Annotated in this window: 22 protein-coding genes; 10 read left to right on the forward strand and 12 right to left on the reverse strand. The window is 60.3% G+C overall.

Features of this window, described 5'->3' with window-relative positions; genetic code table 11:
• Positions 1-122 precede the first annotated feature (122 nt).
• The 5 genes from CRO62_RS14395 to CRO62_RS14415 all read left to right on the forward strand — a co-directional run bounded on the left by CRO62_RS14395 (position 123) and on the right by CRO62_RS14415 (position 7,556).
• Positions 123-1,133 carry an AAA family ATPase gene (locus CRO62_RS14395; RefSeq protein WP_097100675.1) on the forward strand — a complete coding sequence of 337 codons (1,011 nt, stop codon included), beginning with the start codon at positions 123-125 and terminating at the stop codon, positions 1,131-1,133.
• 111 nt (positions 1,134-1,244) lie between these two features.
• On the forward strand, positions 1,245-2,159 hold the full coding sequence (locus tag CRO62_RS14400; protein WP_003513542.1) for a DUF58 domain-containing protein: 915 nt from the start codon (positions 1,245-1,247) through the stop codon (positions 2,157-2,159).
• Complete coding sequence (locus tag CRO62_RS14405) at positions 2,156-4,966, forward strand: DUF4159 domain-containing protein (RefSeq protein ID WP_097100676.1); 2,811 nt, start codon at positions 2,156-2,158, stop codon at positions 4,964-4,966. The genes CRO62_RS14400 and CRO62_RS14405 overlap by 4 nt, the downstream gene beginning before the upstream one ends.
• A 1-nt stretch (position 4,967) precedes the next feature.
• Positions 4,968-7,055, forward strand: a complete 2,088-nt coding sequence (locus CRO62_RS14410) for a hypothetical protein (protein ID WP_097100677.1) — start codon at positions 4,968-4,970, stop codon at positions 7,053-7,055.
• Positions 7,056-7,142: 87 nt separating this feature from the next.
• Positions 7,143-7,556 carry a GNAT family N-acetyltransferase gene (locus CRO62_RS14415; protein WP_097100678.1) on the forward strand — a complete coding sequence of 138 codons (414 nt, stop codon included), beginning with the start codon at positions 7,143-7,145 and terminating at the stop codon, positions 7,554-7,556.
• Between the two features lie 157 nt (positions 7,557-7,713).
• On the opposite strand, the gene CRO62_RS14420 is transcribed toward CRO62_RS14415, so the two are convergent.
• Both CRO62_RS14420 and CRO62_RS14425 read right to left on the reverse strand, forming a co-directional pair.
• Positions 7,714-9,027, reverse strand: coding sequence for an MFS transporter (locus CRO62_RS14420; protein ID WP_097100679.1), 1,314 nt, complete (start codon positions 9,025-9,027; stop codon positions 7,714-7,716).
• A gap of 239 nt (positions 9,028-9,266) precedes the next feature.
• Positions 9,267-9,836: a GNAT family N-acetyltransferase gene (locus CRO62_RS14425; protein ID WP_097100680.1), complete on the reverse strand. Its 570-nt coding sequence runs from the start codon at positions 9,834-9,836 to the stop codon at positions 9,267-9,269.
• A gap of 296 nt (positions 9,837-10,132) precedes the next feature.
• Here CRO62_RS14425 and CRO62_RS14430 point away from each other — a divergent pair, with 296 nt between their 5' ends.
• The gene (locus tag CRO62_RS14430; RefSeq protein ID WP_097100681.1) at positions 10,133-11,125 is read left to right on the forward strand and encodes a glutathione S-transferase family protein; all 993 of its coding nucleotides are present in this window, start codon (positions 10,133-10,135) and stop codon (positions 11,123-11,125) included.
• A gap of 17 nt (positions 11,126-11,142) precedes the next feature.
• On the opposite strand, the gene CRO62_RS14435 is transcribed toward CRO62_RS14430, so the two are convergent.
• Positions 11,143-11,634 (reverse strand): NUDIX domain-containing protein, encoded by a 492-nt coding sequence (locus CRO62_RS14435; RefSeq protein ID WP_097100682.1) that lies wholly within the window; start codon positions 11,632-11,634, stop codon positions 11,143-11,145.
• A gap of 66 nt (positions 11,635-11,700) precedes the next feature.
• On the opposite strand from CRO62_RS14435, the gene CRO62_RS14440 reads away from it, so the two are divergent.
• On the forward strand, positions 11,701-12,651 hold the full coding sequence (locus CRO62_RS14440) for a metallophosphoesterase family protein (RefSeq protein WP_097100683.1): 951 nt from the start codon (positions 11,701-11,703) through the stop codon (positions 12,649-12,651).
• 207 nt (positions 12,652-12,858) lie between these two features.
• Here CRO62_RS14440 and leuA read toward each other — a convergent pair whose 3' ends face one another.
• The 4 genes from leuA to CRO62_RS14460 all read right to left on the reverse strand — a co-directional run bounded on the left by leuA (position 12,859) and on the right by CRO62_RS14460 (position 17,300).
• Positions 12,859-14,568 carry a 2-isopropylmalate synthase gene (gene leuA, locus CRO62_RS14445; RefSeq protein ID WP_003513556.1) on the reverse strand — a complete coding sequence of 570 codons (1,710 nt, stop codon included), beginning with the start codon at positions 14,566-14,568 and terminating at the stop codon, positions 12,859-12,861.
• A 299-nt stretch (positions 14,569-14,867) separates the two neighbouring features.
• Complete coding sequence (locus CRO62_RS14450) at positions 14,868-16,055, reverse strand: benzoate/H(+) symporter BenE family transporter (RefSeq protein ID WP_097103014.1); 1,188 nt, start codon at positions 16,053-16,055, stop codon at positions 14,868-14,870.
• Between the two features lie 88 nt (positions 16,056-16,143).
• Positions 16,144-16,788, reverse strand: coding sequence for an NrsF family protein (locus CRO62_RS14455; protein ID WP_097100684.1), 645 nt, complete (start codon positions 16,786-16,788; stop codon positions 16,144-16,146).
• On the reverse strand, positions 16,785-17,300 hold the full coding sequence (locus CRO62_RS14460) for a sigma-70 family RNA polymerase sigma factor (RefSeq protein ID WP_174002366.1): 516 nt from the start codon (positions 17,298-17,300) through the stop codon (positions 16,785-16,787). The genes CRO62_RS14455 and CRO62_RS14460 overlap by 4 nt, the downstream gene beginning before the upstream one ends.
• Positions 17,301-17,518: 218 nt before the next feature.
• On the opposite strand from CRO62_RS14460, the gene CRO62_RS14465 reads away from it, so the two are divergent.
• Entirely contained in the window at positions 17,519-17,767 is a 249-nt protein-coding gene (locus CRO62_RS14465; protein ID WP_065687135.1) for a pentapeptide MXKDX repeat protein, read from the forward strand.
• Between the two features lie 116 nt (positions 17,768-17,883).
• Here the strand turns inward: CRO62_RS14465 and CRO62_RS14470 are convergent, their stop codons facing one another.
• Positions 17,884-18,465 (reverse strand): ATP-dependent Clp protease proteolytic subunit, encoded by a 582-nt coding sequence (locus tag CRO62_RS14470; protein WP_003513567.1) that lies wholly within the window; start codon positions 18,463-18,465, stop codon positions 17,884-17,886.
• 233 nt (positions 18,466-18,698) lie between these two features.
• Between CRO62_RS14470 and CRO62_RS14475 the strand changes: the two genes are divergently transcribed.
• Both CRO62_RS14475 and CRO62_RS14480 read left to right on the forward strand, forming a co-directional pair.
• Positions 18,699-19,289 (forward strand): HupE/UreJ family protein, encoded by a 591-nt coding sequence (locus CRO62_RS14475; protein ID WP_097100685.1) that lies wholly within the window; start codon positions 18,699-18,701, stop codon positions 19,287-19,289.
• A gap of 100 nt (positions 19,290-19,389) precedes the next feature.
• Entirely contained in the window at positions 19,390-20,145 is a 756-nt protein-coding gene (locus CRO62_RS14480) for a DUF2076 domain-containing protein (protein ID WP_097100686.1), read from the forward strand.
• A 25-nt stretch (positions 20,146-20,170) separates the two neighbouring features.
• On the opposite strand, the gene queF is transcribed toward CRO62_RS14480, so the two are convergent.
• The 4 genes from queF to CRO62_RS14500 form a co-directional block, all read right to left on the reverse strand.
• A complete protein-coding gene (gene queF / locus CRO62_RS14485; protein ID WP_013636627.1) occupies positions 20,171-20,635 on the reverse strand; it encodes a preQ(1) synthase in 465 nt (154 codons plus the stop codon).
• A 17-nt stretch (positions 20,636-20,652) separates the two neighbouring features.
• Positions 20,653-21,555, reverse strand: a complete 903-nt coding sequence (locus CRO62_RS14490; RefSeq protein ID WP_097100687.1) for a cation diffusion facilitator family transporter — start codon at positions 21,553-21,555, stop codon at positions 20,653-20,655.
• Positions 21,556-21,711: 156 nt separating this feature from the next.
• Positions 21,712-22,140, reverse strand: coding sequence for a glyoxalase superfamily protein (locus CRO62_RS14495; RefSeq protein WP_097100688.1), 429 nt, complete (start codon positions 22,138-22,140; stop codon positions 21,712-21,714).
• A 69-nt stretch (positions 22,141-22,209) separates the two neighbouring features.
• Complete coding sequence (locus CRO62_RS14500) at positions 22,210-23,316, reverse strand: branched-chain amino acid ABC transporter substrate-binding protein (RefSeq protein ID WP_097100689.1); 1,107 nt, start codon at positions 23,314-23,316, stop codon at positions 22,210-22,212.
• Positions 23,317-23,338: the final 22 nt, after the last annotated feature.

Genomic DNA, 23,338 nt, shown 5'->3' on the forward strand with positions numbered 1-23,338 from the left:
GAATGGCGCTTGTCAGCGGCCAAGAGAGCAATAAGCTAGTTGCAGCGCGAAATCCGCCCCGGCCAGTGGCCATCAGGATCGGGGCAGGAATGGGTCGGCGGCAAAGGTATGAGGAGAGCGACATGGGCGTGATGAATACCGGCGAAACCCTCGACGAAAAAGCCATCGTCGCCTCGGCCGAAAAGGCGCTTTCGGATATTGCCGCGATCCGCGCGGAGGTATCCAAGGTCATCTTCGGCCAGGAAAAAGTGGTGCAGAACACGCTTCTCGCCATACTCTCGGGCGGCCACGCGTTGCTCGTCGGTGTTCCCGGCCTTGCCAAGACCAAGCTCGTCACCACGCTCGGAACGGTTCTCGGGCTTGATGCCAACCGCATTCAGTTCACGCCGGACCTCATGCCGTCGGATATTCTCGGCTCCGAAGTCATGGATCAGGATGAAAACGGGCGGCGTTCCTTCCGCTTCATAAAAGGTCCGGTTTTCGCGCAATTGCTGATGGCGGATGAAATCAACCGCGCCAGCCCGCGCACGCAGTCCGCGCTGCTGCAGTCCATGCAGGAATATCACATCACCATGGCCGGCCAGCGTTACGACCTGCCGAAACCCTTCCACGTTCTCGCAACCCAGAACCCACTGGAACAGGAAGGCACCTATCCACTGCCTGAAGCGCAGCTCGACCGCTTCCTGCTGCAGGTGGATGTCGGCTATCCCGAGCTTGCCGCCGAACGCCAGATATTGCTCGACACGACGGGCACCGCGTCTGGCGAGGCACGCAAGGTTATCGACGCCGAACGCATGATGGAAATCCAGGCGCTCATCCGCCAGATGCCGGTCAGCGACAAGGTGGTGGACGCGATCCTTTCGCTTGTCCGCTCCGCACGCCCCGGCCACGGCAACAAATTGACCGACAAACACGTTGTCTGGGGCCCGGGTCCCCGCGCCGGCCAGTCCCTGATGCTGACGGCACGCGCCCGTGCGCTTTACGAAGGCAGGCTCGCGCCGTCGCTGGACGATGTCTACGCGCTGGCCGAACCGGTGCTGGAGCACCGCATGGCGCTGACATTCGCCGCCCGCGCCGAAGGCATGTCGGTGCGCGATGTCATCGCAGCCCTTGTGGAGCAGGCGAAGAACTAAGGCATCGGACCGAAAAGTGTGACGCTGTTTTCGGAAAATCCGATGCTCGACAAAAACTCGGAGCGGCCCGCCGCTCTGACATCTGCCTAAGCTTTCTCGAAAGGAGTGCCTGTGGCATCCATCGGCCAGATCGTAGATAAGACACCGGGTAGCGAAGTCCTGGCGCGCGCGCGCCAGCGTGCCGCACTGGTGCCGGACTGCATGGTCGAGGCAAAGCGCATCGCCAATACCGTCACCGCCGGCTGGCACGGCCGCCGCAAGCGCGGCATCGGCGAGAATTTCTGGCAGTTCCGCCCCTATGCCGAAGGCGAGAGCCTGTCGCGCATCGACTGGCGACGCTCGGCCCGCGACGACCACACCTATGTGCGCGATCGCGAATGGGAAGCCGCTCACACCATCTGGCTGTGGGCCGACATGTCGCCGTCGATGATGTTCAAATCCACCCTCGGCTCCGTCTCCAAGGAAAGCCGCGCATTGGTGCTGATGCTGGCGCTGGCGGAAATCCTCGCGCGCTCGGGCGAGCGCATAGGTTGTCCCGGTATCATGGAGCCCATCTCGGCCAGAAACGCCGCCGAACGTCTGGCTGCCGCCATCATGCACGCGCCGCTCACCACAGGCATGCCGGAAACGGGCATGATCCGCGGTGCAAGCGATATCGTCCTCATCGGTGATTTTCTCGATGATGCGAAAAATGTGATGGAGCGGATTTCGCCCCTGGCGCGTCGCGGTCTGCGCGGCCATGTGGTGGAAATCGCCGATCCGGCCGAAGAAACCTTCCCCTATTCGGGCCGCACCGAATTTACCGACCCGGAAACCGGTGAAAAACTCGTCTCCGGCCGCGCGGAAACCATTCGCGAGGATTATACCCGCGCCTATCTCGCCCGCCGAGAGGCGCTGTCTTCGTCGCTGCGCCGTCTAGGCTGGAATTTCGTGTTTCACCGCACCGATCATCTCGCCTCCGAGGCGCTCGTGGCCGTACACATGTATTTGTCCGGCGCGCCCGCGCAAGGCGGTGGCAACCGATGAGCGCATTGCCCTTCGTCTTCACCAGCCCTTATATTCTCTTCGGCCTTCTGGCACTGCCAGCCATCTGGTGGCTGCTGCGGCTCACCCCGCCGCGCCCCAAGGCGGAAGTTTTTCCGCCGCTGAAAATTCTGGCCACCGTGCTGAAGCGCGAGGAAACGCCCTCGAAAAGCCCGTGGTGGCTGACATTGCTGCGCATCGCGCTCGCCGCCGCCGTGATTTTCGCGCTGGCCGATCCGGTGGTGAACCCGCGCAACAACAGCATTGCAGGCACCGGTCCCCTGGTGCTTGTGGTCGACAATAGCTGGGCCTCCGCAACCGATTGGCAGAGACGCGTCGAAACCGCTCAGGCCCTGATCGGCGATGCGGAAAGGGCCGATCGCCCCGTTTCCATCAGCTTCACCGCAGATGCCGAACATGACGCCGTGCCGGCAACCACGGCGGTGGCGCTGGACAAGCTTGCCGCCGCCAAGCCGAAGCCGCTTGCGCCCGACCGCGTGCGCACGGCGGAAGCCATTACCGAGGCGCTGAACGGCACCTCCCCCGGCACGCTCGCCTATATTGCCGACGGCGTGGCCACCGCGCAGGATGAAAGCGCGCTTAAAACGCTGGCCAGCCTCTCAGCTGCCGAATTCCGCATCGTCACGGGTGACGGGAAATCCATCGCCGCCATTACCGGCGCCACCAACAATGCCGATGCGATGAGCGTCACGCTATCGCGGCTCGACACAGCCTCCCCCAGCCGGTTGACCGTCAATGCGCAGGACAGCCAGGGCCGCATCCTTGCCACTGGCACCGCCAGTTTCGCCCCCGGCGAAGCGGAAACGACGGCGACGGTGGAAGCGCCTTTCGAATTGCGCAACGACTTCGCCCGCCTCTCCATCGAGGCAGTTTCGACGGCGGGCGCGGTGCATCTTCTGGATGACGGTTTCCGCCGCCGCCGCGTGGCGCTGCTGGCCGGTGAAACCGGCAATGATTTCCAGCCGCTGCTGCAGCCGCTTTATTACATCAGCCGAGCCCTTCAACCTTTTGTCGATCTCATCCCGCAACGACAGGCAGATCTTGCGCAGGCGATCCCGGAAATCCTGCAATCCAATCCTTCCGTCATCGTCATGGCCGATATCGGACGTCTGCCGCAGGAAACCTATGAGCCGATGCAGCGCTGGCTTGCCGGTGGCGGCACGCTGATCCGTTTTGCCGGACCGCGCCTTGCCGCAGCCCCCGCCGACGATCCCCTGGTGCCGGTGACCTTGCGGCAGGGTGAACGCGCGCTTGGCGGCGCGCTCTCATGGGCCGAGCCACAGCCGCTTGCCGATTTCCCGAATTTCGGCGCCTTTGCCGGAATGCCGAAGGCTGATGGCGTACTCGTCAAACGGCAGGTTCTGGCCGAACCGACACCCGACCTTGCCGAGCGCACCTGGGCGAGCCTTGCCGACGGCACGCCACTCGTCACCACCCGCAATGTCGAGGCGGGCCGCATCGTGCTGTTCCATGTCAGCGCCGAGGCAAGCTGGTCCGACCTGCCGATATCAGGCCACTTCGTCGATATGTTGCGCCGTATCGTGCAATTGTCCAAGGCAGGCGGTGCTTCCACCTCCGCGAATGCTCCGGCCGCAGCATTGCCGCCCTTCCGGCTACTGACGGCCGAAGGTGCTTTGTCAGCCGATGTCGGCTCCGCCCGACCGCTGGAAATGCGCCCCGGTCAGGCTCCCCGCACCGGTTTCGACAATCCCCCCGGCCTTTATGGCACAGAGGATGGTTTCGTGGCTCTCAATCTTCTGCCGGCTGGCGCCACGCTTCGCCCGCTCGATACCTCGGTCGCCGGTGTCAACACCACCAGCGAAGCACTGATCGGCGAAACGGCGAAATCGCTGCGCCCGGCCTTGTTCATCGCCGCCTTCCTGATGTTGATTGCCGACAGTCTCATCGTGCTTTTCATGAACGGCGCCTTCGCACGCCTGCCGAAAGCCCGCAGCGCCACGGCTGCCACCGTGCTTCTGGCGCTTGGCGCTTTTGCAGCCATGTCCTCGAGCGATGCGCGCGCCGACGACCCCAAACCCGGTGACGAGCAGATTTTCGAGCGGCTGGACACGACGCATCTCGCCTATGTCCGCACCGGCGAGGACGATGTCGACCGCATTTCCGAACAGGGTTTGCAGGGATTGAGCGAATTCCTGACCTGGCGCACGACGCTGGAGCCCGGCCAGCCGGTCGGCCTCGATATATCCAAGGATGAATTGTCGTTTTACCCGATCATCTACTGGCCGGTGTCGGCCTCCGCCCCCATGCCTTCAAGCGCCGCCATATCGCGCATCGATGCCTATATGCGCGCCGGTGGCACCGTTCTGTTCGACACGCGCGACCAGTTTTCGTCGCTCGACACCGGCGCGACCAGCCCCAACGGCGAACGTTTGCAGGCGATCCTCGCCAATATCGATATTCCGCCGCTGGAGCCCGTGCCGGAAGACCACGTCCTGACGCGGTCTTTCTACCTGCTCACCAATTTCCCCGGCCGTTACAACGGCTCGCCGCTCTGGGTGGAATCGCGCCAGGGGGCGGCAAAGACGACATCCGGCCTCTCCTCCTCCGGCGACGGCGTGACGCCGATCATGATAACAGGCAATGATTTTGCCGGCGCATGGGCCGTCGATGCGCAGGGCGCACCTGTTCTGCCCACTGTGCCGCCGGACGAGTTGCAGCGCGAACATGCGTTTCGCTCTGGCGTCAACATCATGATGTATATGCTGACCGGCAACTACAAGGCCGATCAGGTCCACGTTCCCGCACTTCTCGAACGATTGGGGCAGTGACATGACATTGACATTCGCCCCCTTCCTGCCGTGGATCGTGATTGCCGTTCTGGCCGTCGCCGCTCTTGTTCTCTCCTTCATCGGCCTGTGGCGCGGCGTGCGCGGCGCATGGCTGCGCGGGCTGGCGCTTACCGCCCTGCTTGCCGCCATCGCCAATCCGCTTTTGACGCAGGAGGAACGCGAGCCTCTCTCCACGATCGTCCCCGTTATCATCGATCGATCACAGAGCCAGGACGTGCAGGACCGACCGCAGATGACGGATACGGCGCTCGCCGCGCTGAAAGACCGTCTGTCCCGCTTCCCGCGCATCGAACCGCGCATTGTGGAAGTGCGTGATGATGGCGAGAGCGATTCACCTTCGACGCAGCTTTTCTCGGCCCTCTCCTCCGCCGTCTCCGATGTTTCGCCCTCCCGCGTCGGCGGTGCGATTTTCCTCAGCGATGGCCAGATTCACGATATTCCGAATGCTCTGCCCAATGCCGAACAGGCGCTTGGTTTCCGCGCCCCCGTTCACGGCCTGATCACCGGCAAGGCCGATGAATTCGACCGCCGCATCGAGATCGTCCGCGCGCCGCGCTTCGGCATCGTCAATGAGGAGCAGCAGCTGACGCTGCGCGTCTTCGATGATGGCCGTGCAGCCGCAGGCGGTGGTTCGGCGGAAGTCACCGTGAAGATGAACGGCGAAGAAATCGCCACCTTGCAGGCCACACCCGGCCAGCCGACACCCTTCACCTTCAAGGTTCCGCGCGGCGGCAACAATGTCATGGAATTTTCCGTCGCCGAGCTTCCCGGCGAAGTGACGGCCGCGAACAACCGTGCGGTTCACCTGATCGAAGGTATCCGCCAGAACCTGCGCGTGCTGCTGGTCTCCGGCGAGCCGCATGCCGGCGAGCGCGCCTGGCGCAACCTCCTGAAATCCGACGCCTCGGTTGATCTGGTGCATTTCACCATTCTGCGCCCGCCGGAAAAGCAGGACGGCACGCCGATCAACGAACTGTCGCTGATCGCCTTCCCCACACGCGAATTGTTCGTGGAAAAGATCGAGGATTTCGACCTCATCATCTTTGACCGCTACCAGCATCGCGGCGTGCTGCCGATCCTCTATTACGATTACATCGCGCAATATGTCGAAAAGGGCGGCGCGCTATTGATCGCAGCCGGCCCGGAACATGCCGGTCAGGATTCGATCGCCATGACACCGCTCGCATCCGTGCTGCCGGCCCAGCCGACAGGCCAGGTGCATCAGTCCGCCTTTTATCCCCGCCTCTCGGAAGCGGGCAAGAAACACCCAGTTACCCGCGGGCTGGAAGGGTCAGCCGATGAGCCGCCACATTGGGGCCGCTGGTTCCGCACCGTCAGCGTTGAGCCGCCGCAGGGCCAGACCGTGATGCTGGGTGACGGGCAGGACCCGCTGCTGGTGCTGAACCGCCAGGGTGAAGGCCGTGTCGCCATGCTGCTTTCCGATCAGGGCTGGCTTTGGGCGCGTGGCTACGAAGGCGGCGGCCCGCACGTGGCGCTTTACCGTCGCATCGCCCACTGGCTGATGAAGGAACCGGAGCTTGAGGAAGAGGCGCTGACGGCACGCGCCAACGGTCGCACATTGCAAATTACCCGCCAGACCATCGGCGACGACCCCGGTCAGGCAAGCGTGCATTTCCCCTCGGGCAAAACCGAAAATATGGCCTTCAACAATACCGAGCCCGGTCTCTACAAGATCGAGCGTCGCATGGACGAAACCGGCCTGTTCGAAATCAAGAACGGCGATTTCACCACGCTCGTCCATGTCGGCGCGGTGGATGCGCCGGAATTCAAGGCAATGATTTCGACAACCGAAACGCTGAAGCCCTTGGCTGACGCCACCAAGGGCAGCGTGCACCGTGTCGCCGACAATTCGGGCCGCGTGGCGCTGCCCGATATCCTGCCTGTCAGGGGCGATATCAGGGTTGCCGATGAGGATCGCATGCTGATACGCATGACCGACGAGACGGTGCTCAAAGGTGTCAACACCCTTCCGCTGTTTGCCGGTTTTGCAGGGCTTACCGCCCTGCTCCTTGCCTTCTCCGCGCTCTGGTGGCGTGAGGGCCGGTAGGAACTTTCCGGTGGAAGCTCAGGCGCTTTCACGTCTCGCAGTGGAAACGAGAAACGGCCGCTGCTCTGCGACCCGGGAAAGATAATCATGAATTTCGTTTTGAGCGATATCGCGGATGCAGAAGCCGAAAAGGCCATCCGGGATCCCCTGGTGGCCTATAATCTCGCCCGTTTTGGCGAAAGCGACAAACGCGAACTCATCATCACCATCCGCGACGATGAGAACACCGTCACCGGCGGTCTTGTCGGCTATACCGGCCGCGGCTGGCTTTATGTGCAGCTTCTCTTCGTGCCGGAAATCCTGCGCGGTCAGGGCACTGGCCCGAAGCTGCTGGCGATGGCGGAGGAAGAAGCCAAAAAGCGCGGCTGCATCGGCGCCTATATCGACACGATGAACCCGGATGCCTTGAGGCTCTATGAACGCTACGGCTTCACCAAGATCGGCTCGCTCGCACCGCTTTCCGGCGACCAGTCGATCACGTGGCTCGAGAAACGCTTCTAGAGCATTTGCAGTAAATGTGCGTATCGGCTTCACATCAGGAAAATGCGTAAAAACAAAGAGCTAGAGCACGTCCAACACTTCCGTTCGAACCGGACGCGCTCCAGGCTGAATGGCCTGACCCGAAAGGGACAGTCCCCGTCGGCCACGCAAACATGCCCTATGTCAGCGCCACCCGCCGCGTTTCCGCATTGATCATCGTTGCAGCAATCGCAGCCAGCACAAGCAGCCCTGCGAAAATGCCGATTGCGAAACCGAAGCCCTGCGCGATGGCATAGCCCAGCAACGATGGCGCAAGAAGGCCGCCTAGCCTCGCCATGGCGCCCGCAGCCCCCATGCCGGTCGCACGCGATTCCGTCGGGTACAATTCGGGAGTGAAGGCATAAAGCGCGCCCCAGGTGCCGAGCAGCGCAAAGCTCATGATCAGAAGCGAAGTGGCGATCATTGCGCCGCCTGTAGCGAGCGTGAAGAGCAGGCAACCGAGGGCGGACAGCAGGCAGAAACCGATCAGCGTCGGCTTGCGGCCCCATTTTTCAACCCCATAGGCGGCAAGCGCATAGCCGGGTATCTGCGCCAGTGCCACCAGCACGAGGAAACCATAACCGCGCACGAAGCCAAAACCGTCTCCCGCCAGTTTTGCCGGCATCCAGGTGAAGACACCGTAATAGGAAACGGAAACAAGGAACCAGATGGCAAGGATCATGATGCTGCGCTGTCTGAGCGCCGGCGAAAATATCCCCTGCCCTTTCGAGACCTCCGGCTGAAAAAGCCCTGTCCCGGCATCAAGTGGCGCGCGGCCGTTTACCACCAGCATGCGGTTGACGATGACCTTGGCTTCGTCCGATCGGCCTCTCCGCACGAGGTAAAGCGGCGATTCGGGCACCATGAACCGTAAACCCAGACCCACAACGGCTGGGAAAGCCGTAACCGCGAAAATATAACGCCAGGCATCGGCAACACCGGCAAGGCTTGCGCCCCACGCTGCAAGCGCCACAATCAGGGTTCCGATGGCCCAGAAGCCTTCCAGCATGACCAGCCAACGGCCCCGGTTCTTTGCGGGCAGGAATTCCGCCATCATCGCATAATCCACCGGCAGGGTGCCGCCGACAGCCGCACCCGTTAAAAAGCGTAGGACAAGAAGAATGGCAAAGTTCGGCGCAAAGACGGAAAGCACACCGAACACGGCATCACAGGCCACGGTGACGATCAACACACGGCGGCGACCGTAACGGTCCGCCAGACGCCCGAAACCGGCAGCACCTAAAAGCATGCCAAAGAAGAAGGCCGTTCCGGTTTGCAGGGCCTGCGGAACAGTCAGGCCAAACGTTAGGGCAATCGAGGCGGCGGTGAAGCCGACCGCCAGCACCTGCATGGCATCCGCTGCCCAGACGAGGCCGAAAATACCCATCAACCGCCGCTGATAAGCGCCCGCACCTGCGCGCTCCAGCGCATCGTTCATGGTGATTGCCGTCATATGCTCGCCCCCGTGCCGAAATCGACTATCGAGTGCTATCGCATAGAGGAAAGAAACGGAATTGAATTTTGCGAAGTACGATGCATGGTTTCAACACCATCCCGTCGTCTTGGCGAAATAACCGGCCAGTACCAATATGGGCGACTCAACGACCCATCCCTCATTTCTGTGCCTGTCACAGGAATGAGGGAAAAAGGACGAACTGGTGAGGGGCGGGAAATCCGACGTAACGAAATCCGTCAGCCGTAAACCCGAAGAGGCTCCTCGAAGCCGTCGTCTTCCGCCCGGGCGGCAGGCATGGCGGCCTCGCATTTACGCCAGCCGATCTTGCCCTTCAGCCGCTGGTGCACGTCGTCACCAACAGGCACGACCAGCACCCGGTTCGGGTCCACCGGACCTGGAAAATCAAGCGCCGCGTAGGCGACCTTTTCGAAACCGAGCGGCATGTAATAGGGCGGATCGCCGATCAGAATGACGGCCTCCGAACCCTTCCGCCGGGCGGCAGCGATAGCAATCCGGACGAGTTCACGGCCGATGCCCATGTTCTTGTGCGAAGGCCGCACGGCAAGCGGGCCAAGCATATGGCCCTGCACCCCACCGGCCAGAACCGGCGTCATGCGCACCGAAGCGATCGTCTCGCCATCATCGGCGCAGACGAAGGACAGCGACCGGTCATGCGGACCCTGCTCGCGAATGCGCGCGGCGGCACGGGTGTGCCGACCGGGGCCGAATGCTTCTTCGTTGATGATTTCGATGATGGCGTCGTGCGACGCGTCCTCGGTGAGGTAGACAAGATCGTGCTTGGACATGAAGAGACCGAAACTTCCAAAATGCGGATGCGACAATAGATGACGGCTGCGCCGGTAAAGGCGTTCAGGAGCGTCAGCGTCGTCGGAGCATCCGTGTTTCGATCATAATCTACAATTTCCTCAGATTTGTGAAAATCGCAATTATCAGGAAAATTCCCACCCGTCCAGAACAAATCTCGGCACTATCCCATTCAGCCCATGCGAGGCCGGAAACGCATTGTTCAATGTGCTACGGGTTCTCGGCACCGCGCTAAACGGTTAGGATTGCGGTCAAGGAAACAATCAAGGAGATCGTCATGGGCATGCTGGTGGAAGGCGTATGGAAAGACGTCTGGTACGACACCAAGGAAACCAAGGGGCACTTCAAGCGCAGCGCCTCGCAATTTCGCAACTGGGTAACGGTGGATGGCGCGCCCGGACCTTCCGGCGAAGGTGGCTTCAAGGCCGAGAAGGATCGCTACCACCTCTATGTGTCGCTCGCCTGCCCCTGGGCGCATCGCACCCTGATTTTCCGCAGGCTGAAAAAGCTGGAAGACCTGATTTCCGTCTCCGTCGTCGATCCGCTGATGCTGGAAAACGGCTGGGAGTTCAGACCGGGAGGCGAACGCACTCCGGGTGCAACCGAGGACCACCTCTTCGGCTTTTCCACACTGTGGCAGGTCTATACCAGAGCGGATGCCAACTATTCGGGACGGGTGACCGTGCCGGTACTGTGGGACAAAGAACGCGGCACCATCGTCTCCAATGAATCGGCCGAAATCATCCGCATGTTCAACGTGGCTTTCAACGACCTCACCGGATCGGCGGCGGATTATTACCCCGAAGCACTGCGCGCCGACATCGATGCGCTGAACGACGTTATCTATAACACCGTCAACAACGGCGTCTACAAGGCCGGTTTCGCCACCACCCAGGATGCTTATCAGCAAAATGCCGTGAAGGTGTTTGAAACGCTTGATATGCTGGAAGACCGGCTGGAGGACCGCCGTTTCCTGTTCGGTGCAGAACAGACGGAAGCAGACTGGCGTCTCTTCACCACGCTGGTGCGATTCGACCCTGTTTATGTCGGCCACTTCAAGTGCAACATCCGCCGCATTCACGATTACCCGCATCTCACGGGTTACCTCCGCGACCTCTACCAGACACCAGGCGTGCCGGACACAGTCGATATCCGCCACATCAAGGAACATTATTACCGCAGCCACCTCACCATCAACCCGACAGGTATCGTGCCCGTTGGCCCGGAACTGGACCTGACCATGGCCCATGGCCGTGAGACGATTGCCTGACGGCAGAGACGCCGCCGCTACCAGTAGTCCGCGATCGCCGCTTTGCCGGAAAGTTCGGCAAGGCGGCGGCGGGTGGCGGGCGTTACATTTTCCGGCAGGTCCGAGAGATCGAAAAAACCGCTTTCGATGATTTCGTGATCCGGTTTTTTCGGCGTGGTCTGGGTAACCTGAAGCCGGTAGAGCGCTACATGATCGCGGTTGCTGCCTTCCAGATTGAGGTAGACATGGACAAGCTCGGGGGTCGACGCAGCCTCGAGATTGCCTTCCTCGCGGATTTCCTTGTTGAGCGCCATCAGCAGCGTTTCACCGCGTTCCACCCCGCCGCCAGGCAGATACCAGCCGGGTAGATAGGTATGCCGCACCAGAAAAATCCGCCCCGCATCATCGAAGCAGAGCGCACGCACACCGAGGGTGGCACCGCGTGTGAACAGAAAAACGTAATGAAGCAGGCGGATAAGGATACGCGTGTGGAACGGACGTGCCTGCCGCTCGGTTCTCTCGTCATTCACCCTGGTTTCCCCCTGCCGGCAGGCTTTTATTGGACGTGCCGCATATCATAGGTTATCTCTGCCGCCATGTTCAAACTTGCGCATATTTCAGACGTCCATCTCGGGCCATTGCCAAAACTCACTTTCCGGGAACTTGCATCCAAGCGTATCACCGGTTTCGTCAACTGGCACCGCAACCGCCGCAAGCACCTTTTCACCGACACGCTGGAAAAACTGCTCGATGATCTCGAGGCCAAATCGCCGGATCATCTGGCTATTACCGGCGATCTCGTCAATCTTGCGACAGGCATTGAAATTCGCGCCGCCGCCGACTGGCTGGAAGAAGTCGGCGACCCTGAAAAGATCTCGGTCGTTCCCGGCAATCATGACGCCTATGTTTCCGGCGCGCACGACAAGGCCATGCGCGCCTGGTATCCTTATGTGCGCGGCGATGGCGACCCCGCGGAATGGGACGATGACCGCAAGATTTTCCCCTATATGCGCGTGCGCGGTCCCGTCGCACTGATTGGCTGCTCCACCTCGATTGCAACACCGCCCTTCTCGGCCACCGGCTATTTCGGCAACCGTCAAGCACGCGCAACCGCGGAACTTCTTAAAAAAGCCGGTGAACAGGGGCTGTTCCGCGTGGTGATGATCCATCACCCGCCGATCCGCGGTGCGGCGGCTGCCCACAAGCGCATGTTCGGCATTCGCCGTTTCGCGGCAGCGCTTGGCGTTGGCGGCGCGGAGCTCGTGCTGCATGGCCACACCCATTTGAACACCGTATACTGGCTGAACACTCACCACGGGCAAGAGCACATCCCGGTCGTCGGCATCGCCTCCGCCAGCCAGGGACCGGGCGGCGAAAAACCGCGCGCGGCCTATAATCTCTTCCATATTTCCGGTGGCCCCGGCGCCTGGAACGTCGCCTGCGAACGCCACAGCCTCAACGATACCGGAACGGGTATCGGGCTTGAAGATATCAGGGTATTTTATGAGAATGGTAGGCCGTTGGGGTTTTCGCGGCTGGGGGGATAGACTCCGGAGTGTTGAGGTTAGGGTCTGTGGCTCACTCCCCTCTGCCCTGCCGGGCATCTCCCCCATAAGGGGAGATCGGCAAGACGCTCTTTCGTCAATTCATTCTGAACGTTGAGATGGTCGAGACCGTGCCTCAGGTCGATCTCCCCCTTTCGGGGGAGATGCCCGGCAGGGCAGAGGGGGGTGAGCCCCTCCCAAAAAGCGAACTTACCTAGCTCGCTCTTCCAGCACCCGATTGGCCGCCGAAACAATCGCCTCCAGCGAAGCGCCAACAATATTCGTATTCACCCCGGCGCCGAACAATTTTCCGCCCGGATGCTCCATCTCAACATAGGCAATGGCGGAAGCATTGGACCCGTGTTGCAGCGAATGCTCGGAATAGTCATTCACCGACAGATCGATGCCGAGATAGACCGACAGCGCATTAATGAACCCGTCGATAGGACCAGTGCCCTTACCCTCGATGCGCTTAACCTCACCGTTATCGGTGATTTCCGCGGCGACAATGCGCACGCCCTTGAAATCGCCCGCCGGATAGGTGTGGTGATCGACGAACTTGATGCGCGCATTTGGCTGCGTCACGTAACGCTCCATGAAGCGCTCGTAGATGCGCTTGGCCGGCAGTTCCACGCCCTCTTCATCGGTGATGCGCTGGATGTCTTCGCGGAACTCCACCTGCAGGTTGCGCGGCAGGTTAATGCCGTAATCCTGCTGGAGGATATAGGCGATTCCGCCCTTGCCGGACTGCGAATTGATACGGATGATCGCTTCGTAGGAGCGGCCGACATCCTTCGGATCGATCGGCAGATAGGGCACTTCCCATACCGGGTGATTGGCAACCTTGATCGCCTTCATACCCTTGTTGATCGCATCCTGATGCGAGCCGGAAAACGCCGTATAGACCAGTTCGCCGACATAAGGGTGGCGCTCGGGGATCGTCATCTCGTTCGAATATTCGTAGACCGCCTTGATGCGCTCAATATCGCGGCAATCCAGCTCCGGATCGACGCCCTGCGTATACATGTTCAGCGCCAGCGTCACGACGTCGACATTGCCGGTGCGCTCGCCATTGCCGAACAGCGTGCCCTCGACGCGGTCCGCACCGGCCATCAGAGCCAGCTCCGTCGCAGCGATGCCAGTGCCGCGGTCGTTGTGCGGATGCAGCGAAATGATGACGTTTTCGCGATTGTCGATATTGCGGCACATCCATTCGATCTGGTCGGCATAGATGTTCGGCGTCGCCATTTCGACTGTGGAAGGCAAGTTCAGGATCAGCTTGTTATCCGCCGTCGGCTTCACCACCTCGACCACGGCATTGCAAATCTCCAGCGCTACTTCCAGCTCGGTGCCGGTAAAGCTTTCCGGAGAATATTCGAAGCGGAAACCGCCGCCGGCCTTGGCCGCCATGTCGGTGATCATCTTGGCGGCATCGACGGCAATCTGCTTGATGCCGTGTACATCCTTGCCGAATACCACGCGGCGCTGCAATTCCGAGGTGGAGTTGTAGAAGTGGATGATCGGCTTGTTGGCGCCTTCCAGCGCTTCGAAGGTGCGGGTGATCAGTTCTGGCCGGCACTGCACCAGCACCTGCAGGGAAACATCCTCAGGCACATTGCCCTGCTCCACGCACCAGCGGGCAAAATCGAAGTCCGTCTGCGAAGCGGAGGGGAAACCGATCTCGATTTCCTTGAAGCCCATTTCGAGCAGCAGCTTGAACATGCGGGCCTTGCGGTCGTGGCCCATGGGGTTGACCAGCGACTGGTTGCCGTCACGCAGGTCCACCGAACACCAGATCGGCGCCTTGGTGATGGTCTTGCCCGGCCACGTGCGGTCAGGAATATTGATGGTCGGGTAAGGGCGATACTTGACGTTCGCGTCCGACATGCCTTTGGAAATATTGGTGATCTTGCCGTCCATATCGCTTCCTCCTTGCGCAGTCCGCCGGCTTCTCGAGCCATCGGCGGATGCGCGGCCCTCAAGGGCCTAAATCCAGTATAAAATGAGATTTCGAGATGAGGAGCGTTTGCGCCAGCGGGCTTTCGGCCGCCGGGCGCTCCTCACTGGACCCGGCAACCGCGTGTAAGGTCGAGGCTAAGAAGCGAGAGTGCACCGCACGGAGAGGCAATCGCAGAAATCTGCGCGCTCATGCCGGAAATGGTTGCGATGCTGTTGCTCATGGGCAAGCTTATAATCGGCGAAATATTTGGATGCAAGGGCTATTGTCTCTTCAATCCTTTTACGAAACCGGTCAACGCCATCATCAACCCGCCGCCTATCAGCCCCCAGAAGGCACCGGAGACACCGGCGAAGGAAAGGCCGGAGGCGGTGATGAGGAAGGTGATCGCCGCCGCCTCGCGTGTTTCCGGATCCTTGAAAGCCGCAACGGCAGAGCCGGAAAAGGCGCCCACCAGTGCAAGCCCCGCCACCGCCTGAATGAGGATGGGCGGCGCCAGTGCCACGAAAGCCGTGACCGCGCCCGCCAGCAGGCCGAAGACGATGTAGCCGACACCGCCGATGATCGCCGCCCAATAGCGCCGTTTCGGATCAGGATGGGCGTCCTCGCCAGCGCACATCGCCGCCGTAATCGCGGCAAGATTGACCGCATGGCCGCCGAATGGTGCGGAAAGCAGTGAGAAGAAGCCGGTCGCCGCGAAAAGCGGTCCGGGCTGCGGATCGTAATGATTGACCTTCAGCACTGCGATACCGGGAATATTCTGCGAGGCCATGGTGACTATGAAGAGCGGCAGCGCGATGGAAATGACGGCGTGCAGGCTGAAGACGGGCATTACCCACTCCATCGGAGGCATCAGCGATTGCGCCACACGGTCAAGCGCCCCAGCCGGAATATCGACACCAAAGATCATCACCAGCACGAAAGCGGCAAGCGCTGCAGGCACGGCAAAAAGTCGTTTAAAGGCTCCGACCACGATCCAGGCAAGAATGATCGGCAATCCGAGCGCCGGGTTAAAGCCGATCGCCTTGATCGGCGCAAAACACAGGCCGATGATGACCCCGGAGAGCATGGCGTTGGCAAGTGGCGCTGGAATGGAGGCCACCGCCTTTCCGAGCGGCCGGAACAGGCCGGCAATGATGATCAATATGGCGCAGATGATGAACCCGCCCACGGCGGCCGGAAAACCGCCCTCGATCACGCCCGTGGTCGCCAGCAAGGCTGCACCGGGTGTCGACCATGCGATGCTGACGGGCATCCGCGTCGCGACTGAAAGCGCAATCGCGCAAACCCCCATCGCAACCGAAAGCGCCATCAGCCCTGACGCTGCCTCGAAATCCGTCGCACCGACAGCCTTCAGGCCCTGCAACACCACGGCGAAAGAACTGGCAAAGCCGACAAAGGCGGTCAGGCACCCCATGAACAGGCTCTGTACGGAAAAATCTTTCATCAACATGGCGGTTCCCGGATCTTCTGTTTCCCTTGAAGATCAAAAAACCCAACCGCTGGCAAGATGCCCGCAGGCTTAACAGGTACGCCTTTTACCAGCGCAGAAAACGCGAACCGGCAAAAGCGCCGATCAGACCGGTGAGGAAAATGCCAAGCGAATACCAGATCAGCACGAAAGCCATGCCGTTTTCGGTGCAGAACCAGGAATACACCCAGGCTCCGGCTGCACCCGCCGCAATGCCCGCGACAAAACCTGCCAGGGCTGGATCAGCCGGGGCTGAGCGTTTGAGAACTGAAAAATTCGCCAGGAATACCGGAAGCGCGAAAGCGACGATCAAAAACGGGCAATGCAGCGCGGACGACCCCAGAACAAGCGTCCTGTAATTGTCCGGAAAGGCAAACCCCAGCTGGACGAGTGCTATCGCCGCCATCACAACGAAAATCACCGCAAGCCAAACGAACAAGCAGCCGCTGTTTCCCTCGGGACGGGTAAGGCGGCCAACCGCGAAAAACGCAGTCAGGGCCAGCAGGGCGTTATAAGCGGACTTGATCCAGAAACCCAGCTCGGTCAAGGCGTCGTGCATGTCGACCCGCGGCCCGAGAGTGGCAAGCATCAGCAACAGCGAAACGCCAAGCGCGGGCAGGACGGCCAGCGCCAGCCGGCGCTCCAGTGCCAAGGCAGGCACGGGCTTGAGGCCGCTTGCCAGTTGTTCAATGATGTCTTCCGTCTTCCTCACGTTTCGCCTCGCAACTTTGCCGCCAGCATTTTAAGCGTCCTGTGAATGCCTACCCTCGCCGCAAGCTCGGTCTGGCCGGATTTTTTGGCCGCTTCGGCAATTGACTGCCCCTCGAGTTTCACCCTGCGAATGAGGTCGCGTTGCCGCTCTGGCAACTCGTCGAGCAACCGTTCCACATCCATACGTGCCGTGACCTGATCGACGGACGATCCCGCTTCCAGCGTCTCATCAAGTTCCACTTCCGAAAGCTGGCGCGCACCCCTGCCCCTGTAGTGATCGATGAGTTTGTAGCGCGCTATCGAAAAGAACCAGGCGGTAAACGGCCTTGCTCGATCATAGGTCTCGCGTTTGGCGTGAAGCGACAACAGGGTTTCCTGAACGAGATCTTCCACATCCCCCCGTGAAGCAGCCCTCATGCGCCGGTCGAAATAGGCTGTCAGCAGCCTGCGTAGGGCATGGAGCAAATGCCTGTAAGCGCCCTCGTCCCCATCGAGGGAACGCAGCATCAGCATTTTTAATGTCTCTTCCGAAAGGCTGCCTGTCATCGTCACTGTCGGGTTATTCGCAATCGGCGGGATATTGTTACATAATGGCGTGAAAAGAATCTCGCCCGAATATGATGTCACAAACGCGTGAGCGTGTAACGACACACGGATCCCGACCGAATGGACAATCGTGAGCCCCGGTGCAACGCCGGCGGACATTTAATGACGTCCAGAGGAGATTTTTCATGACCCGCATTTTTACCGCCATCGCCACCGCTTCCATGCTGTCTGTTCTTTCTTTCGCAGGCATCGCCCATGCCGACGGTATGAAAACCGATATGACGAAAATGCATAACGACACCATGAAGACGCAGACGATGAAAAAGAGCGACATGTCCATGGCATCCAAAAAGGACTGCGTGCACAAGGCTGACATGGAAATGAACAAGATGAAAAAAGCCGACATGATGAAGGCCTGCAACACGATGAAGTGATGCCGGCCGAACATTCAATACACATGACCGGGAGCGGCACGTATCATCCGGCCTGAATGAAAAAAGCCCGTGCCGGTTTCCACCGGCACGGGCTTTCTCAACCAAAAATCAAAACCTTAAACTTCCGACTGGCTCTCGACGATCTTGCCGACGAGGCCGTAGCCCTTGGCTTCTTCAGCGCCAAGCCAGTAATCGCGATCGATGTCCTTGGCGATCTTTTCTTCGCTCTGGCCGGTGGCCTTGGCGAAGATCTTGATCAGGCGCTGGTTCATCTTGATGATTTCGCGGGCCTGGATTTCGATGTCGGACGCCATGCCGCGCGTGCCGCCGGAGGGCTGGTGCAGCAGGAAGCGGGTGTTCGGCAGGCAAAGGCGACGTTCCTTCGGCACCGAAACATAGATCAGCGCGCCAGCGGAAGCGACCCAGCCCGTACCGATGATATAAACCTTCGGCTTGATGAACTTGATCATGTCATGGATCGAATCACCCGATTCGACATGGCCGCCCGGCGAATTGACGTAAACGCGAATGTCGTCGTCGCTGGCGGCGGCAAGTGCCACGAGCTGCGTGCAGACCTTCTGCGCCAGTTCCTGCGTGATGCCACCATAGATGAAGATCGAACGCGACTTGAAAAGATTCGCTTCCGTTTCCTTGCCGATCGGCAGTTCCTTGCTCTTGTCGTCTTCGTCTTCGTTCATCAGCGGCTCTCCAGCGTAATTCATGCATGCCCTTCGGACATAGTGCGACTTGTTACGTAAGGCAATGAGCAAAAAAGGCAAGGTTTGCGCCCCAACAATAAACAGCACCCCCGGCAGATGACGCATGGACAGCCTCTCCGGGTTCGCGGTATCGTCAGGTCCTCATTGCAGTGCCGCCGATTGCGGGAACCCCAAGATCCCCTTGCCGGCGACGATAATCAAAAGAGGGAATCATGCTGAAAAGACTAAGCCTTGCTGCCGCAGCGCTCGGCGCCACCGCCCTGCCCGCTTTCGCCCATTTGAACCCGGAAGAACACGGCTCCTTCATGGCCGGCGTGTCCCACCCCTTCTTCGGTGCGGATCATATCCTGGCAATGGTTGCCGTTGGCCTCTGGGCATCACAGATCGCCATGGCGCAGAATGACCGCAAGGCGCTGTGGATCGTGCCTGCCGCCTTCGTCGGCACCATGGCCATTGGTTTCCTGATGGCCGTTTATGGCATCGGCCTTCCGTTCGTTGAACCTGCCATCCTGGCCTCCGTCATCGGGCTCGGCCTGCTGGTCACGATTGCGGCAAAGCTTCCGACGGCAGCCGCTGCGGCAGTGGTCGGCGCTTTTGCCCTTTTCCACGGCCATGCCCATGGCGGTGAACTCGGCAGCGCCGGCGCCCTGCAATTCGGCATCGGCTTCATGATAGCAACCGCGATCCTCCATCTCGCAGGAATCGTGCTTGGCCTGCGCATTGCGCGTTTCGGCCCGGCCGCAAGCCGTACCGCGGGCGCGCTGACGGCGATAGCGGGCCTTTCGCTTGCCTTCGGCGGGTGACGATCATTACCGAAATTTAAAGTTTCGGCCGCTTTGAAAAGCCTGAATTTGGACCTACCTCCTTATCGTTGATTTCCGCTTCACGGTAAGGAGGCATCATATGTCACCGGAAGAAAGCCAACTTCTCAAGGCCCTGTTCGACAGGACAAAGGCCGCATCCGCCACCCCGCGCGACCGCGAGGCGGAAATATTGATCGCAGATGCCGTGCGCGATCAGCCCGCAGCCCCCTATTATCTCGCCCAGGCGGTGATCGTTCAGGAAAAGGGTCTGGAAGCGGCAGCAGCACACATCCAACAGCTTGAAGACCGCATCCATGCGCTGGAAAGCGGGAATGCGGCCCCGCAAGCCTCCGCACAGGGTGGTTTTCTGAGTTCGATCTTCGGCACCGGCCAACAGCAATCACTTGCTCCGGCGCCCGTCTCGCCACCGGCCCAGACATCATGGCGCAACGATACGGCAGGCCAGACAGCCGGTCCTTGGGGCTCACCAGCCGGCCGCGCACCTGATCCGCAGCCCGGTGGCCTCTGGAGCCAGCAACCCGCAGCAGCCGGACGCTCCGGCGGCGGTTTCCTGCAAGGTGCGCTCGGCGCTGCTGCAGGTGTTGCCGGCGGCATGCTGCTCGCCAATTCGCTGAGCGGTATTTTCGGCAACCACGCATCGTCGCTCGGCATTGGCTCGCCATTCGGCGGCGGCAATCCGCTGGGCAACAACGCACCGGTCGAAGAAACCGTCATCAACAACTACTACGGCGACAGTTCCGCCCAGCCGGACAATAATAACGATGTCCAGCAGGCCGATTACGACGACAGCGCCGATGACGATTTCGATCAAGGCGACGACGGGTCGTTCGCCTGAACGTTCTCAACCGTGAAAAGCCGGATCAGCCGCGGCCGCGATAGGTCGGCACACCCTGATCCGGCAACCACACGCCCTCGGGCACCGGTCCGGTCTGCCAGAAAACGTCAATCGGAATACCGCCGCGCGGATACCAGTAAGCGCCGATGCGCAGCCATTTCGGCTGCAACAGCTCCACCAGCCGCCTGGCGATATAGACCGAGCAATCCTCGTGAAATGCGCCGTGGTTGCGGAAGGATTGCAGGAACAGCTTCAGCGACTTCGATTCCACCAGAAAATCACCGGCAATATAGTCGATGACGATATGGGCGAAATCCGGCTGTCCGGTCATCGGGCAAAGCGAGGTGAATTCGGGTGCTGTGAACCGCACCACGTAATCGGTACCGGCATTGCCGTTCGGCACCTTTTCGAGAATGGCCTTTTCCGGGCTCTCGGGCGTATCGACCTTCGCGCCCAGCTGCGACAGGCTGGAAACATCCGTCACGGACATGGAAAACTCCTGCTTATTCAAACGATCACTTTGACGCCATGCGCCTTTTCGCCTTCCGGCTCGACGTGAATGGCAAGGCTGGCACCCGGTATGACGTCCCTTATGGCATCTTCAAGGCGGTCGCAAATATCATGCGCCTCCCGCACCGTCATCGGGGCGGGAACGACCACGTGGAAATCGATGAAGGCGGCCGAACCGGCGCGGCGGGTTCTGAGATCATGCACGCCGATGATGCCGACGGAATTTTCGGCGATCGCCTTCTTGATCGCCTCGTCTTCTTCCGGTTCCACCGCCCGGTCCATCAATCCGCCGAGCGAATGCAAAATGACCTTCGATCCCTGAAAAAGGATATTGATGGCCACCAGAATGGCGAGCAGCGGATCGAGAATGGCGTAACCCGTCAGAAGCGCCAGAACCAGACCGACCAGCACCCCTGCCGACGTTACGACATCCGACATGATATGATGACCATCCGCCTTGAGAGCTGGTGAAGCGTATTTCCGGCCGACGCGGATGAGGATTGTCGCCCAGACAGCGTTTATGACACCCGCTGACGCGTTGATGGCAAGACCGAGAACCGGCGCTTCCGGCAGCTTTGGGTTGAAGAGACCACCCCAGGCCTCCTGCACGATCAGTAGCGCGGCGACGACGATCAGCACGCCCTCGACGACAGCCGAGATATATTCCGCCTTGTGATGGCCGAACTGGTGATCGTCATCTGCGGGCTTCTGCGCATAACGGATGACGAAATAGGCAATGAAGGCCGCAACCACATTGACGGTCGATTCCAGACCGTCCGACAGCAGCGCTACCGACCCCGTGACCCACCAGGCCACGAGCTTGAGGCCAAGCACGCCGAAAGAAAGTGGAATGCCCCAGAATGCGAGCTTCCTTACCAGTGCATTGCCTTCAGTGTTCATTTTTTGCCCCCGTGCGGATGCGAACGAATTGCAGAACTGACCGCCAAAACGCACGAACCGCGCGCACGGGGTCTCCGTGCACGCGGTTCGCTATTTGCGCTTCCTATCGTTCAAACCGCAGCCGAGGTCAAGACCCATGAGGTCACGTCGAAGACGTCACCCCTCGCTTTTCTGCTCACAGAAACGGATACGGTTGCCGAATGGATCGATGACTTCCATGACATCGCCCCAGGGTAATTCTTCGACACCAGGCTTCAGGAAGCGGTAGTCTTTTCCCGCCAGCTCTTTTTGGAAGGCATGCACGCCGTGCATGGTGGCGAAGATATTGGAGCCCGGCGTCGCGTCGCCGTGATGGCCGCTGAGGTGAAGCCCCATTCCGGCCCGCGAAACCTGCATGTAGAGCGGGAAGTTTTCGCCGAAGCGGTGTTCCCAGTCGACCTTGAAACCGAGAAAATCAACATAGAATTCCCGCGCCTTGGCCTCATCGAAAATTCTGAGAATCGGGAATATCCGCGCAAAGCCGATGTGAGGAAGGTTTTCCCCACCCGCCGCGCTTGCATCCCGGGCGTCCAGGTCATTGCCCATTCTGCTTGCCCCTTGTCAGGCGACGGAGATGGTACCGGCCGCAACGGATGCGGCCGGTACGCCTGATACTTATTCGGCTGCGACGATCTTGCCGTCCTGCCACTTATAGAGCGAGAAAGCCTGCGACGACAGGTCGCCACTCTCGCCATAGGTGACCTTGCCGATCGCCGTGGCAAAAGCGTCACCGCTCTTCAGAGCCGTGACGACCGCTTCGGAATCCTTTGCGCTTCCAGCCTTCTCGATGCCGGCCTTCAGCACTTCGACGGCAGCGTAAGCGTTAAGAGTGAAGGCTTCCGCAGGGATGTTGGCGGCCTTTAGAGCTTCGGCAGCGGCCTTGGAATCCTCGTTCTTCAGGGCGTCGGAGGCGTTGGTGAAGATCGTGCCTTCACCAGCCTTGGCACCGATGTTCCAGAACTCGCTGTTCGACAGGCCGTCACCGCCGATAACGGCAGCCTTGGCGCCGATATCGTTCAGCTGACGCACCAGAAGACCGGCTTCCGGATGGTAACCGCCGAAATAGACGATATCGACATTTTCAGACTTCAGGCGGGCCGTCAGCGCGCCGAGATCCTTTTCGCCTGGTGTCAGCGCGTCATAGAGAACTTCGGTCACGCCACCGGCATTCAGCGTGGTCTTGAAGGCATCCGCCAGACCCTTACCATAAGCGCCCTTGTCGTGAATGATGGCGACCTTCTTGTCCTTGAGCTTGGCAAGAACGTATTTCGCCGCAACTTCTGCCTGCTGGTCGTCACGACCGCAAGTGCGGAAAACGTTGGCAAGGCCACGGTTCGTCAGGCCCGGCGAGGTCGCCGTGGGCGTGATCATGAGGACGCCGTTTTCAGCAAACACGTCCGATGCCGGAATGGCAACGCCGGAGGTAACCGGACCGACGACGAAATGGATGCCTTCGGCAACCAGCTGGTTTGCGGCCGACACACCCTGCTTCGGCTCGCCGCCATCGTCAGCAAGCTTCAGAACGACCTGCTCTCCGAGAATGCCGCCCTTCTTGTTGATTTCATTGACTGCCGTCTGGGCGCCGTTCTTGACCTGATCGCCATAAGCGGCGACGGGACCGGTAAGCGGCGCAATCAGGCCGATGACGATTTCGGCATGGGCAAGCGGTGCGAATGCGAAGGACGCTGCAAGCGTCACGCTGGTCAATGTCTTCAGTTTCATCCTGGTGTCTCCTTGGAAATGG

Origin of the sequence: Rhizobium sp. AN6A, from assembly GCF_900215635.1 — a bacterium.
GTDB classification, from domain to species: domain Bacteria; phylum Pseudomonadota; class Alphaproteobacteria; order Rhizobiales; family Rhizobiaceae; genus Agrobacterium; species Agrobacterium tumefaciens.

What these genes read in the sequence shown, in the direction of transcription:
- CRO62_RS14470 (WP_003513567.1), bottom strand. Translation starts at nt 18,465, where the DNA reads ATGAACGAAGACGAAGACGACAAGAGCAAGGAACTGCCGATCGGCAAG.
- CRO62_RS14395 (WP_097100675.1), top strand. Translation starts at nt 123, where the DNA reads ATGGGCGTGATGAATACCGGCGAAACCCTCGACGAAAAAGCCATCGTC.
- CRO62_RS14475 (WP_097100685.1), top strand. Translation starts at nt 18,699, where the DNA reads ATGCTGAAAAGACTAAGCCTTGCTGCCGCAGCGCTCGGCGCCACCGCC.
- CRO62_RS14490 (WP_097100687.1), bottom strand. Translation starts at nt 21,555, where the DNA reads ATGAACACTGAAGGCAATGCACTGGTAAGGAAGCTCGCATTCTGGGGC.
- queF (WP_013636627.1), bottom strand. Translation starts at nt 20,635, where the DNA reads ATGTCCGTGACGGATGTTTCCAGCCTGTCGCAGCTGGGCGCGAAGGTC.
- CRO62_RS14415 (WP_097100678.1), top strand. Translation starts at nt 7,143, where the DNA reads ATGAATTTCGTTTTGAGCGATATCGCGGATGCAGAAGCCGAAAAGGCC.
- CRO62_RS14425 (WP_097100680.1), bottom strand. Translation starts at nt 9,836, where the DNA reads ATGTCCAAGCACGATCTTGTCTACCTCACCGAGGACGCGTCGCACGAC.
- CRO62_RS14410 (WP_097100677.1), top strand. Translation starts at nt 4,968, where the DNA reads ATGACATTGACATTCGCCCCCTTCCTGCCGTGGATCGTGATTGCCGTT.
- CRO62_RS14495 (WP_097100688.1), bottom strand. Translation starts at nt 22,140, where the DNA reads ATGGGCAATGACCTGGACGCCCGGGATGCAAGCGCGGCGGGTGGGGAA.
- CRO62_RS14430 (WP_097100681.1), top strand. Translation starts at nt 10,133, where the DNA reads ATGGGCATGCTGGTGGAAGGCGTATGGAAAGACGTCTGGTACGACACC.
- CRO62_RS14420 (WP_097100679.1), bottom strand. Translation starts at nt 9,027, where the DNA reads ATGACGGCAATCACCATGAACGATGCGCTGGAGCGCGCAGGTGCGGGC.
- CRO62_RS14440 (WP_097100683.1), top strand. Translation starts at nt 11,701, where the DNA reads ATGTTCAAACTTGCGCATATTTCAGACGTCCATCTCGGGCCATTGCCA.
- CRO62_RS14405 (WP_097100676.1), top strand. Translation starts at nt 2,156, where the DNA reads ATGAGCGCATTGCCCTTCGTCTTCACCAGCCCTTATATTCTCTTCGGC.
- leuA (WP_003513556.1), bottom strand. Translation starts at nt 14,568, where the DNA reads ATGGACGGCAAGATCACCAATATTTCCAAAGGCATGTCGGACGCGAAC.
- CRO62_RS14480 (WP_097100686.1), top strand. Translation starts at nt 19,390, where the DNA reads ATGTCACCGGAAGAAAGCCAACTTCTCAAGGCCCTGTTCGACAGGACA.
- CRO62_RS14465 (WP_065687135.1), top strand. Translation starts at nt 17,519, where the DNA reads ATGACCCGCATTTTTACCGCCATCGCCACCGCTTCCATGCTGTCTGTT.
- CRO62_RS14500 (WP_097100689.1), bottom strand. Translation starts at nt 23,316, where the DNA reads ATGAAACTGAAGACATTGACCAGCGTGACGCTTGCAGCGTCCTTCGCA.
- CRO62_RS14460 (WP_174002366.1), bottom strand. Translation starts at nt 17,300, where the DNA reads ATGCTGATGCTGCGTTCCCTCGATGGGGACGAGGGCGCTTACAGGCAT.